The sequence below is a fragment of the Vulcanococcus limneticus LL genome (genome assembly GCF_943369875.1).
GTDB classification, from domain to species: domain Bacteria; phylum Cyanobacteriota; class Cyanobacteriia; order PCC-6307; family Cyanobiaceae; genus Vulcanococcus; species Vulcanococcus limneticus_A.
The window spans coordinates 246,424-258,035 of the sequence record NZ_CALROT020000001.1 but is presented as its reverse complement, the minus strand read 5'-3'; the positions used below and the strand labels follow the sequence as shown (position 1 = coordinate 258,035).

The window sequence follows — 11,612 nt, the reverse complement described above, 5'->3', positions numbered from 1 at the left end:
ACCGGCTCAGAACAGGGCGGGACGGCGATGCTGGAGGCTGGGCATCTGGGCCCGCACCCGCTCGCGGTGCCCCGGATCGATCGGCGCCACCGCCAGCCCAGGGGCCACCCCGGCATCGGCCAGCACCGTGCCCCAGGGGTCGATCACAAGGGCATGGCCGTGGGTCTGGCGGCGGCCGCCGTGGTTGCCGGTCTGGGCGGGGGCCACCACGTAGGCGGTGTTCTCGATCGCGCGGGCCTGGAGCAGCACCTGCCAGTGGTCCTTGCCGGTGAAGGCGGTGAAGGCGGCAGGGATCATCAGCACGTCGGCGCCGGCGCCGGCCAGGTGGCGGTAGAGCTCAGGAAAGCGCACGTCGTAACAGATGGACAGGCCCACGCGGCAGAGGCCCGGCACCTCCACCACGGGGGGCAGCTCACTGCCCGGCTGCACCGTGGCCGACTCGCGGTAGGTGTTGCCGTCGGGCAGGTCCACATCGAAGAGGTGGATCTTGTCGTAGCGGGCCAGCAGCTGGCCGTCCTTGCCCACCAGCTCGGAGCGGTTGAGGGTGAGCCGCTCGCCGGCGGGCACCGGGAAGCCGCCGCCCAGCAGGGTCACCTGGTAGCGCCGCGCCATGGTCACGAGGAAGCGGCTGCAGCGCTCCGCCAGGGCCGGGGCCAGCTCCAGCCGGCGCTCATCGTCGCCCATGAAGGCGAAGTTCTCGGGCAGGCCCACCAGCTCGGCGCCGCGGCGGGCGGCCAGCTCGATCTGCTCCTCGGCGGCGGCGAAGTTGGCCTCGGGATCCGGCGTGCTCGTGAGCTGCAGGGCTGCCGCCAGAAAGCTTGTCACCGCTGGAGTCTCGCTGTCGGCGGCACTGTAGTTGAGCCGCCGCGGCCAACCCCCGGCAGCCGGGGCCGCCGCAGGCGCCGGCTGCCCTCAGACCAGCTGGAGCACGCCCGGGCTGGTCTGGGTCGGCACCACCTGCAGGCTGTCCACGGCGGCGCAGCAGGCGAAGTCGGCGTCGTGGTTGCCGAGGCCAATCAGGCGCTGGCCGTGGCTGGCGGCCCGCAGGCAGGTCTCGGGCTCATGGCGCCACTGCTGCCACAGGGCCAGGGCCGCCAGGGCCTCGTCGTTGCCGGTGCCCACGCCCACGTGGGGCGCCACCGCCAGCTCGGTGGCGGCCGAGATCACAGCGCCCGCGGCCAGGGTGTCCTCCAGGGAGTAGTCGCCCTCCCAGCCGCTGCCCACGATCCACACCCGTTGGGCGCCGGCGGCGATCAGCCGCTGGGCCACGGCGGTGCGGTTGGGCAGGCAGGCGGTGAGCAGCAGCGGCACGGCGCGCACCGCCGCCAGGGAGCGGGTGCCGTTGGTGGTGCTCATGAAGATGCGCTTGCCCCCCACCAGCTCCGGCGTCACGGCCAGGGGCGAATTGCCCAGCTCGTAGCCCTCGACGCGCTTGCCGCCCCGCTCGCCGGCCCGCAGGCGCCGCTCGGCGGGCCAGGCGGCCGCGGCCGCCTCGAGCTCGCCGAGGTCGGCGAAGGCCTGGATGGCCTCGGCGCCATTGCGGAGCGACCAGGCGATGGTGGTGGTGGCCCGCAGCACGTCGATCACCACCGCGGCATCCGGGCCGCCCTCGGCCACCGGACGCACCGCCGGAACGGCTTCGGAGGTGTGGAAATAGGAGATCTGCACGGCCGCCGCCAGGGGGATGGGTGGCCACCGTAGGCAGCCGCGCCGGCGGCGGGCTGCGCCCTGGGCCGCTCGCTCCCGGGGCGAGCCGCGGGCACGGCTGGCCCGCCCGCAGGCGCCCACCCGCCTGCGTCACAGTGGCCGGATCCCCTCCCCCGCCCCGGCCAGCCCATGGCAGCGCCCCTGATCAGCCAGCGCAGCCGCCGGGATCTGCGCGGCTTTCTGGAGCTGCTGGAGCAGCGGGGCCGGCTGCGGCGCATCACCGCCCCGGTGGATCCCGATCTGGAACTGGCGGCGATCGCCGATCGGGTGCTGAGCCTGGGGGGGCCGGCGCTGCTGTTCGAGAACGTGATCGGCAGTTCGATGCCGGTGGCGGTGAACCTGCTCGGCACCCAGGAGCGGGTGCTGTGGAGCATGGGCATGGAGCGGCCCGAGGAGCTCGAGGCCCTCGGGGAACGGCTGGCGCTGCTGCAGCAGCCGCGGCCCCCCAAGGGGCTCAAGGAGGCCGCCCGCTTCGGCGGGGTGCTCTGGGATGTGCTGAAGGCCCGGCCGGATCTGGATCTCACGCCCCCCTGCCACCAGCAGGTGTTCAAGGGCGAGGCGGTGAACCTCGATGCCCTGCCGCTGCTGCGGCCCTGGCCGGGTGATGGCGGCCGGATCATCACCCTGGGGCTGGTGATCACCAAGGACCCGGAAACCGGCACGCCGAACGTGGGGGTGTACCGGCTGCAGCAGCAGAGCCTCAACACGATGACCGTGCACTGGCTGAGCGTGCGCGGCGGTGCCCGCCACCTGCGCAAGGCGGCGGCGATGGGCAAGAAGCTGGAGATCGCCATCGCCATCGGCGTGCACCCGCTGCTGGTGATGGCCGCCGCCACGCCGATCCCGGTGCAGCTGAGCGAGTGGCTGTTCGCCGGCCTCTACGCCGGTGAAGGCGTACGGCTGGCCAAGTGCAAGACCGTGAACCTGGAGGTGCCCAGCCACAGCGAAGTGGTGCTCGAAGGCACGATCACCCCCGGCGAGGAGCTGGCTGACGGCCCCTTCGGCGACCACATGGGCTTCTACGGCGGCGTGGAGGATTCACCGCTGGTGCGCTTCCAATGCGTCACCCAGCGGCGCGATCCGATCTACTTCACCACCTTCAGCGGCCGGCCCCCAAAGGAGGACGCGATGCTGGCGATTGCCCTGAACCGGATCTACACGCCGATCCTGCGCCAGCAGATCCCGGAGATCGTGGACTTCTTCCTGCCGATGGAGGGCCTGAGCTACAAGCTGGCCGTGATCGCCATCGACAAGGCCTACCCGGGCCAGGCCAAGCGGGCGGCCATGGCCTTCTGGAGCGCCCTGCCCCAGTTCACCTACACCAAGTTCGTGGTGGTGGTCGACAAGACCATCAACATCCGCGACCCGCGCCAGGTGATCTGGGCCATCAGCGCCCTGGTGGATCCCCAGCGGGATCTGTTCGTGCTGGAGAACACCCCCTTCGACACCCTGGATTTCGCCAGCGAGCGCCTGGGGCTGGGGGGCCGGCTGGCGATCGACGCCACCACCAAGGTGGGCCCGGAGAAGCGCCACGAGTGGGGCGAGGCCCTGCAACGGCCCGCCGAGCTGGAGGCCCGCCTCGATGCCCGCTGGGCCGAGCTGGGCCTGGCCGACCTGGGCGATGCCGCCCCCGATCCTGCCCTGTTCGGCTACACCCTGGAGCACGTGCTGGAGCGGCTGGCGGGCGAGCGGGCCCAGCGCTGAGATGCTGCGCCGGAGCGGGGTGCAGGCGCTGCGGGCCGCCCTGGAGCTGGCGGCGGGGGATCCGCGCCAGTGGCGCTCGGTGGCCGCCATCGCCTCCGCCCAGGACCTGCCGGCCCCGATGCTCGAACAGCTGCTGCTGCAACTGCGGCGGGCCCAGCTGGTGGAGGCCCGGCGCGGGCGCCTCGGGGGCTACCGGCTGCGCCGGCCGGCGCGGGAGATCCCGGTGGCGGAGCTGCTGGCGGCCGTGGGGGCGATGCCCGACCTGGGGGGGCGGGGTTCCCGGACCGCTGCCGCTGCAGCAGGCGCGGTTGCACCAGAAGCCTTTGCCTCCCACGCTGGCGCCCCAGCCATCGCGCCATCCGAGATCGGCCCAGACGCCGGCCCTCCCGCCAGCGATCCCGAAGCCCAGGTGCTGCTAGCCCTGGAGAGCCGGCTGCAGCGCGCCCTGGAGCGGGAACTGGCCGCCCTCAGCCTGGAGGAGCTGCTCTACGACCTGCGCAGCTGGCGCGAAACCCTCAGCAATGAGGGCGGCCTGATGCTCGGCTGAGCCAGGCCGTCATCCCCCGACCAGGCTCTGGCGCCGCAGCCACACGCGGATCAGCTTCTCGTCCATCAGGCCGCTGCGGGCGATCGGCGCCTCGTTGCAGCGCTCGAACAGCTCCAGCAGCGTGGCCGCCGGCACGCTGTAGCCCCGCTCGGCGGCGATCGCCTCCACCTCGTCGGCGGTGCAGACCTCATTGAGGCGGGCGCGCAGGTCGGCATCGCCCTGGATCAGGCCCAGGAACGCGAAGACGGCCTCAAGCTGGTGGGCCATGGAAGGGCGGAGGGGCGTCCTCGTGGTAGCGGCGCCGGCGGGGCGGCGCCACCAGGGGAGGCAGCAGCGCATGGCCTGGTGGCCGGGCGCCAGAACGCGGCGGGCGAGGCGCCCGCGGACCATGGCGCAGGATTGGGGCCCGGGGGTCCGCTGTCCCTGGCCTCCGCTGCGCTGTGCCATGGCTGACGCCCCCTACCTGATCGTGCTGGCCCTGCTGGAGCAGGACGGCCAACGGGCCATGCCGCTGCAGGGCCTGTCGCTGCGGGAGCCCTTACCGCCCGAGGGCGATCCCGGGGAGGCGGGCCGGGCCCAGGCCCTGGAGCTGCTGCTACGGGTGTGGCAGCGCAGCGCCACGGCGCCCCTGCGCCAGGCGGCGGGCGAGCGGAGCCTGCTGCTGCTCACCGTGCCGATCGAGGCGCTGCAGGAGCAGGTGCCGGCCCTCAAGGCCCGCTGGATCGCCACGGGCGACACCGCCACCCTGCTGGAGGGGCTGCGGGCCCTAGCGGGCGGCCTCTGGAGCCTGGGGATGGAGCCCCGGGGTCCCCTGCACTTCCAGTCCCTGGGCTGAGGGGCCGTGCGGGGGGCAAGCCAAGCCCCCGCCCGGGGCGCTCCATAGGATCCCCGCACCGGATCCCCCCTCCCGCCTTGGCCCATCCCGCCGCTGACGCCAGCCTGCTGACCCTGCCGGGAGGCGGCAGCCTGCGGGGCACGGTCACGGTGCCGGGCGACAAGTCGATCTCGCACCGGGCGCTGCTGTTCGGCGCCATCGCCGAGGGCAACACTCGCATCGAGGGGCTGCTGCCGGCCGAGGATCCCCTCAGCACCGCCGCCTGCCTGCGGGCCATGGGGGTGGCCGTCTCGCCGATCGAGGCGGGGCAGCCAGTGACGGTGCAGGGCGTGGGCCTCGATGGCTTCCGGGAGCCGGAGGACGTGCTCGACTGCGGCAACTCCGGCACCACCATGCGGCTGATGCTGGGCCTGCTGGCGGGCCGCGCCGGCCGCCACTTCGTGCTCAACGGCGACGCCTCGCTGCGGCGCCGGCCGATGCGCCGGGTCGGCGGACCCCTGGCGGAGATGGGCGCCACGATCGCCGGGCGCGACGGCGGCAACCTGGCCCCGCTGGCGATCCAGGGCCGCCGGCTGCAGGGCGCCACGGTGCGCACGCCCGTGGCCTCGGCCCAGGTCAAGAGCGCCATCCTGCTGGCGGGCCTCACCGCCGACGGCCCCACCACCGTGATCGAGCCGGTCCAGAGCCGCGACCACAGCGAGCGGATGCTGCGGGCCTTCGGGGCCGACCTGGTGGTGGGGGGCCCGGGCCACACCGAGGTCACCGTCACCCCGGGGGCCGTGCTGCGGGGCCAGGACGTGATCGTGCCCGGCGACATCAGCTCCGCCGCCTTCTGGCTGGTGGCCGGCGCCATCACCCCCGGCGCCGAACTGACGGTGCAGAACGTGGGCCTCAACCCCAGCCGCACCGGCATCCTCGAGGTGCTGGAGCAGATGGGCGCCCGCATCACGGTGCTCAACGCCCGCGATGTGGCGGGCGAGCCCGTGGGCGACCTGCAGGTGAGCCACGGTCCGCTGCAGGCCTTCACGATCGGCGAGGAGCTGATCCCCCGGCTGGTGGATGAGATCCCCGTGCTGGCGGTGGCCGCCTGCTGCGCCGAGGGGGTCAGCCGCGTCACCGGGGCCGCCGAGCTGCGGGTGAAGGAGACCGACCGGCTGGCGGTGATGGCCCGCCAGCTGGGGGCCATGGGCGCCCGCATCGAGGAGCACGCCGACGGCCTCACGATCCAGGGGGAGACGGCGCTGCACGGCGCCGAGGTGGACAGCGAGACCGACCACCGCGTGGCCATGAGCCTGGCGGTGGCGGCCCTGGTCGCCAGCGGCAGCACCCGGCTGCATCGCCCCGAGGCGGCGGCCGTGTCGTACCCGACCTTCTGGGATGACCTTCAGCGCCTGCGGGCCTGAGGGGGCCCACGCCGGCGCCCCACCTCCGAGATCCTGGCGGAGCGGCAACGGGGGTCAGGCGGCCACCGCCTCCAGCTCGGGGTGCAGTGGCACCAGCCGTTGCACCCGCCGGCGCAGGTCCTCCAGCAGCATGGCGATGGCGGGATGCTCAGCCAGGTCGCGGCGCACCACCAGGGCCTCGCCGTTGCGGAAGCCCAGATCCCACTCCAACCGGTGCAGGGCCGGGTTGAGGCTGGCCATCAGCGGCGTGGCGTAGGTGAGCGTCACCCCATCGGCCGTGCGGCCATCCCAGCTGGCGCGGTCGTAGCGGGCCATGCGCACGGGGTCCGTCCACAGACCCTGGCCGCGCAGCACCGACTCCATGTGGGGGTACCAGCCCTCCGGCAGGGCCAGGCTGGGGAAGCGATCCAGGTCGGAGCGGCGGATCCCCCGGATGCCGTTCAGCGGGTGGTCGGCGCTGGCCATCAGCCACACCGGTGCCCAGTTGAGCGGCACCACCACGCAGCCCATCGCCTCCTCGCTGGGTAGATCGATCGGACTGCTGGTGATCCAGGCATCGATGACCCCCTGCTCCAGCATCGCCAGGGGCAGGAAGCGACCCATGCGATCGCCGGGGCCGATGGTCCAGCCGGGCGGCGGTGGCGTGGCCAGCAGGGGAGCGGCGATGTAGCCGACCTCCAGCCGCAGCGGCCCGTGGCCCGCCAGCCGGTAGTGCTGGTGCACCAGGCGCTCCATCGCCAGCAGCTGATGGAAGCCCGAGAGCTGCCATTCCCGGCCGACCCGCTGCAGCCGCAGGTCGAACACCTTCAGCACATGGGCCACCCGCCGGCTGATGGTGCTCTGGTTGCAATGGCACAGGGCCGCGGCCTGCTGGCCGGTGCGCTGCCAGATCAACAGATCGAGGGCCTGCAATTCCTCCGGGCCGATCACAGCGACTCAGCCCCAACTCGCCTCAGCACGGGAGAACCATCGGCGGCACAGCACGGGTGACCCATGCCAAGGATTACTGCATGCGGGGTAGTCAGCAACCCGTCCCCAGCCCCGATCCAGCGGCGCCGTTGCCGCGGCCCCGCTCCAGCCGCCCGGGTCCAGCGGGCCAGCCCCGGTAGATTCCCGGCCAGCCGCCCGCTGCCGCCGATGCTCGCCGTTGCCGTCCTGGCTGCCGGAAAGGGCACCCGCATGAAGAGCGAGCTGCCCAAGGTGCTGCAGCCGATCGCCGGCGCCACCCTGGTGGAGCGGGTGCTCTCCAGCTGCGAGGCCCTGGAGCCGGAGCGGCGCCTGCTGATCGTGGGCCACCAGGCCGAGCGGGTGGAGCAGTCCCTGGCGAGCCACGACGGCCTGGAGTTCGTGCTGCAGCAGCCCCAGCTGGGCACCGGCCACGCCGTGCAGCAGCTGCTTGAACCCCTGGCCGACTTCACGGGGGAGCTGCTGGTGCTCAACGGCGACGTGCCGCTGCTGCGCCCCCAGACCATCGCCGAGCTGGTGGAGCGGCACCGTGCCAGCGGCGCCGCCGTGACCCTGCTGACCGCCCGGCTGGACGACCCCACGGGCTACGGCCGGGTGTTCGCGGACACCGCCGGCAACGTGTCGGCAATCATCGAGCACCGCGACTGCACCGACGCCCAGCGGGACAACACCCTCACCAACGCCGGCATCTACATCTTCAACTGGCCCCGGCTGGCCGCCGTGCTGCCCCAGCTGCGCGCCGACAACGACCAGGGCGAGCTCTACCTCACCGACACCGTGGCGCTGCTGCGGCCGGCCATGCACCTGGAGGTGGCCGATGCCGATGAGATCAACGGCATCAACGACCGGCTGCAGCTGGCCCAGTGCGAGGCGGTGCTGCAGCAGCGGCTGCGCGAGCACTGGATGCGCGAGGGCGTGACCTTCGTGGATCCGGCCAGCTGCACCCTCAGTGATCACACCGTCTTCGGGCGCGATGTGCTGGTGGAGCCCGACTGCCACTTCCGCGGCGCCAACCAGATCGGTGCGGGCTGCCACATCGGCCCCGGCTGCCTGCTGGAGAACGCCAGCCTGGGCCGCAACGTGGAGGTGCTCTATTCCGTGGTGCGCGAGGCCCGCGTGGCGGACGACTGCGCCATCGGCCCCTTCGCCCAGCTGCGCCCGGGCGCCGACCTGGCCGCGGACTGCCGCGTGGGCAACTTCGTGGAGATCAAGAAGAGCCGCATCGGCGCCGGCTCGAAGGTGAACCACCTCAGCTACATCGGCGATGCCGAACTGGGCGAGCAGGTGAACGTGGGGGCCGGCACGATCACCGCCAACTACGACGGCGTGGCCAAGCACCGCACCGTGATCGGCTCCGGCAGCAAGACCGGCGCCAACAGCGTGCTGGTGGCCCCGATCGAACTCGGGGCCAACGTGACCGTCGGGGCCGGCTCCACCCTCACCAAGGACGTGCCCGCCGGCGCCCTGGCCCTGGGCCGCGCCCGCCAGCTGGTCAAGCAGAACTGGCAGCAGCCCCAGGCCGCAGCCGACGCTGGATCTCCCCCGCCAGCAGCAGCGCCAGGGCCGCACTGAGCAGCACCGCCAGGATCTGGGGGCCGGCCAGGGGCGCCAGGCTCAGCAGCCGCTGCAGCCCCGGCAGCGCCAGCAGCAGCAGCCACAGGCCCAGGCCCAGGCCGGCGCCGAGGGCCGTGATCGGGCTGCGGGGATCGCCGTTGAGCCACACCAGCCCGCCGCCCGCCACCAGCAGCAGGGCGAACACCAGGCTGCGCTGAACCGCCACCGCCTCCGCCCCGCCGGGCAGCCCGCCGGCCAGGCCAGTCGCGGCGGGCCAGGCCAGCAGCGCCAGGGCGGCCAGGGTCACCAGGGCGCCCTGGATCAGGGCGCGGTGCCAGGTGGCGGGCCCGAACAGGGGCGCATCGGGCCGCCGCGGAGGCTGGCGCAGCAGCCCGGCAGCGCCCGGCAGGGCCTCGAACACCACCGTGCAGGCCGGATCGATCACCAGGTGCAGCAGGGCGATGTGCACCGGCAGCAGGATCAGGGGCTGGCCCGGCAGGAGCAGCGGCACCAGCCCCAGCACGGCAATCGGCAGGTGCACGGCCAGGGTGTAGGCCAGGGCGCGGTGCAGGTTGGCCTCCACCCGCCGCCCCAGGGCCAGGGCCCGCACCAGGTCGCTGAAGGTGTCGTGGAGCAGCACCAGATCGGCGGATTCGCGGGCCACGGCCGTGCCGCGCTGGCCCATGGCCACGCCGATGTCGGCGGCCTTGAGGGCGGGGGCGTCGTTGACGCCATCGCCGGTCATGGCCACCACCTCCCCCGCCGCCTGCAGGGCCCGCACCAGCTGCAGCTTCTGCTGGGGCATCACCCGCGCAAACACCGGCGCCGTGGCCGCGGCCGCGGCCAGGCGTCCCGGCGCCAGCGATGCAAGGTCGGCGCCGCTGAGCACGGCGCCTGCGGGCAGGCCGGCCTGGTCGGCGATGGCCCGCGCCGTGGCCGGGCCATCGCCGGTGATCATCACCACCCGCACCCCGGCCGCCTGGGCCGTGGCGATCGCCGCCGGCACGTCCGGACGCAGCGGATCGGCCAGGGCAATGAACCCGAGCGGCTCAAACAGGAAGTCGTGCACCTGTTCGGGGGGCTGGCCGGCGGTGCCCGTCGCCCGCTGCGGGTGCAGCTCCGGATGCAGCGGCGCCCCCTCCAGGCCGCAGGCCACCGCCAGCACCCGCAGGCCCTGGCGGGCCAGGCCGTCGGCGGCAGCCAGCAGCTCAGCGGCCGGCCCGGGCTCCAGGTGGCAGAGGTCGGCGATCGCCTCCGGGGCCCCCTTCGCCGCCAGTTGCCAGGCCCCCACGCCATCGCGCCAGAGCTGGGAGAACACCAGCAGGTCGCTCTGCAGCGGATAGTCGCGCTCCAGGGGCCAGTCGGGGTGGAGGTGCTCGCTGCCCCCCAGCTGGGCCGTCGCCAGCCGCTGGATCGCCAGCTCCATCGCATCCACCGGATCGCCGCGGCTGGCCAGCACCGCCAGCTCCAGCAGCCGATGCCAGGGCTCCTCCAGGGGGCTTCCGGCCTGCCAGCGCTGCCGCTCGGGCCAGGTGAGCAGCTGCTGTACCGCCATGCGGTTCTCGGTGAGGGTGCCGGTCTTGTCGACCGCCAGCACCGTGGCGCTGCCGAGGCTCTCCACCGCCGCGGGCCAGCGGGCCAGCACGCCGATCCGCGCCAGCCGCAGTGCCCCCAGAGCCAGGAACAGGGCCAGCACCACCGGGATCTCGTTGGGCAGCACCGCCAGGGCCAGGGCCAGGGCGGCCAGCAGGGCCTGGGGCCAGTCGCCGCTCAGGGCCCCCTGCACCAGCGCCAGGGCCGCGCACAGCCCCAGGGCCAGCAGGGTCAGCCGGCCGGTGAGGCGACGGGCCTGGCGCTGCAGGCGGGTGGGGGGCGGCTGCACCGCGGTGAGGCTGCGGCCGAGCTGACCGAGCTCGGTGGCCTCCGCCACGGCCACCACCTCCGCCCAGCCGCGGCCACTGGCCACGAGCGAGCCCGCCAGAATCCGCTCGCCGGGCTGGGTCCGGGCCACCGGCAGCGATTCACCCGTGAGCAGCGACTCATCCAGCCACAGGCCCACCGCCTCGCGGATCGCCGCATCGGCCGCCACCCGGTCGCCCTCCTCCAGGCGCAGCAGATCGCCGACGCGCAGCTGCCCGGCGGGCAGCTCCAGGTCCTGGCCGGCGCGGCGCACGTGGGCCAGGGGCGCCGAGAGCCGCGCCAGCTCCGCCAGGGCGCGGCTGCTGCGCCGCTGCTGCACGGCGTCGAGCAGCACGATCGCCACCACGAACACCAGCAGGATCGCGCCGTCCACCGGCTCACCGATCAGCCCGTAGATCAGGGCGCAGGCCAGCAGCAGCAGGTTGGTGGGCTCCAGCAGGCTCATGCGGGCGCGGCGGGGGCTGGTGGTAGCCCAGGGTTAGCCAGATCGGAGCTCCAGCACCGGCCCCTCGCCCATCCCATCCCCCGCCCATTGCAGGGGTGGGCAGGTAGTGGGAGCGATCAAGCCATGTGGATGCCGCTACATCACGGCGGAACCACGATTTTTAGGGTCAAGGGCGTTCGATTGCGAGGCCATCGATGTCGTCGGATCACTTCTATCTGTTCACCGCCCTGGCCACCTTCAGCAGCTCCGTGCAGGAGAAACTGCGCCAGGTTCAGTCTCCGGAGGAGATCGTGGGCGTCGCCGCCGAGAACGGCTACCAGATCACCGCATCGCAGCTGAGCTTCTTCTCCAAGCGCCTCAACGGCGACCACTGGGTGTGGTCCCGCAAGGGGGATGAGTGGCGCGAGAGCTTCTTCGCCGCCGCCGAGCGCTCCACCCTGCAGGCGGCCTGAGGGGCGAGCAGGCCTTCGGATCTACAGCTCCAGAGCGAATGCAGCGTCAGCCCCGCCAGGACGTGCCTCCAGGCCGGCA

Annotated in this window: 11 protein-coding genes; 6 read left to right on the top strand and 5 right to left on the bottom strand. The window is 73.5% G+C overall.

Features of this window, described 5'->3' with window-relative positions; genetic code table 11:
• Window positions 1-6 precede the first annotated feature (6 nt).
• Window positions 7-825: a carbon-nitrogen hydrolase family protein gene (locus tag ACLV7J_RS01255; protein WP_411867317.1), complete on the bottom strand. Its 819-nt coding sequence runs from the start codon at window positions 823-825 to the stop codon at window positions 7-9.
• Between the two features lie 87 nt (window positions 826-912).
• Entirely contained in the window at window positions 913-1,668 is a 756-nt protein-coding gene (locus ACLV7J_RS01250) for a 2-phosphosulfolactate phosphatase family protein (RefSeq protein WP_411867316.1), read from the bottom strand.
• A 168-nt stretch (window positions 1,669-1,836) separates the two neighbouring features.
• Between ACLV7J_RS01250 and ACLV7J_RS01245 the strand changes: the two genes are divergently transcribed.
• Both ACLV7J_RS01245 and ACLV7J_RS01240 read left to right on the top strand, forming a co-directional pair.
• Complete coding sequence (locus tag ACLV7J_RS01245; RefSeq protein ID WP_411867315.1) at window positions 1,837-3,411, top strand: UbiD family decarboxylase; 1,575 nt, start codon at window positions 1,837-1,839, stop codon at window positions 3,409-3,411.
• A 1-nt stretch (window position 3,412) separates the two neighbouring features.
• The gene (locus tag ACLV7J_RS01240; protein WP_411867314.1) at window positions 3,413-3,958 is read left to right on the top strand and encodes an Rrf2 family transcriptional regulator; all 546 of its coding nucleotides are present in this window, start codon (window positions 3,413-3,415) and stop codon (window positions 3,956-3,958) included.
• Window positions 3,959-3,967: 9 nt separating this feature from the next.
• Here the strand turns inward: ACLV7J_RS01240 and ACLV7J_RS01235 are convergent, their stop codons facing one another.
• Complete coding sequence (locus tag ACLV7J_RS01235) at window positions 3,968-4,225, bottom strand: Nif11-like leader peptide family natural product precursor (protein WP_255127602.1); 258 nt, start codon at window positions 4,223-4,225, stop codon at window positions 3,968-3,970.
• A gap of 178 nt (window positions 4,226-4,403) precedes the next feature.
• Here ACLV7J_RS01235 and ACLV7J_RS01230 point away from each other — a divergent pair, with 178 nt between their 5' ends.
• Entirely contained in the window at window positions 4,404-4,793 is a 390-nt protein-coding gene (locus ACLV7J_RS01230) for a hypothetical protein (RefSeq protein WP_411867313.1), read from the top strand.
• A gap of 77 nt (window positions 4,794-4,870) precedes the next feature.
• Window positions 4,871-6,196, top strand: coding sequence for a 3-phosphoshikimate 1-carboxyvinyltransferase (gene aroA / locus ACLV7J_RS01225; RefSeq protein ID WP_411867312.1), 1,326 nt, complete (start codon window positions 4,871-4,873; stop codon window positions 6,194-6,196).
• A gap of 54 nt (window positions 6,197-6,250) precedes the next feature.
• Here the strand turns inward: aroA and ACLV7J_RS01220 are convergent, their stop codons facing one another.
• Window positions 6,251-7,126 carry a LysR family transcriptional regulator gene (locus tag ACLV7J_RS01220; protein WP_411867311.1) on the bottom strand — a complete coding sequence of 292 codons (876 nt, stop codon included), beginning with the start codon at window positions 7,124-7,126 and terminating at the stop codon, window positions 6,251-6,253.
• Between the two features lie 207 nt (window positions 7,127-7,333).
• Between ACLV7J_RS01220 and glmU the strand changes: the two genes are divergently transcribed.
• Window positions 7,334-8,734 (top strand): bifunctional UDP-N-acetylglucosamine diphosphorylase/glucosamine-1-phosphate N-acetyltransferase GlmU, encoded by a 1,401-nt coding sequence (gene glmU / locus ACLV7J_RS01215; protein ID WP_411867310.1) that lies wholly within the window; start codon window positions 7,334-7,336, stop codon window positions 8,732-8,734.
• On the opposite strand, the gene ACLV7J_RS01210 is transcribed toward glmU, so the two are convergent.
• Entirely contained in the window at window positions 8,655-11,081 is a 2,427-nt protein-coding gene (locus ACLV7J_RS01210; RefSeq protein ID WP_411867309.1) for a cation-translocating P-type ATPase, read from the bottom strand. The genes glmU and ACLV7J_RS01210 overlap by 80 nt on opposite strands.
• Window positions 11,082-11,275: 194 nt before the next feature.
• Here ACLV7J_RS01210 and ACLV7J_RS01205 point away from each other — a divergent pair, with 194 nt between their 5' ends.
• Window positions 11,276-11,533, top strand: a complete 258-nt coding sequence (locus ACLV7J_RS01205) for a Nif11 family protein (protein WP_411867308.1) — start codon at window positions 11,276-11,278, stop codon at window positions 11,531-11,533.
• The last annotated feature ends 79 nt before the right edge of the window (window positions 11,534-11,612 follow it).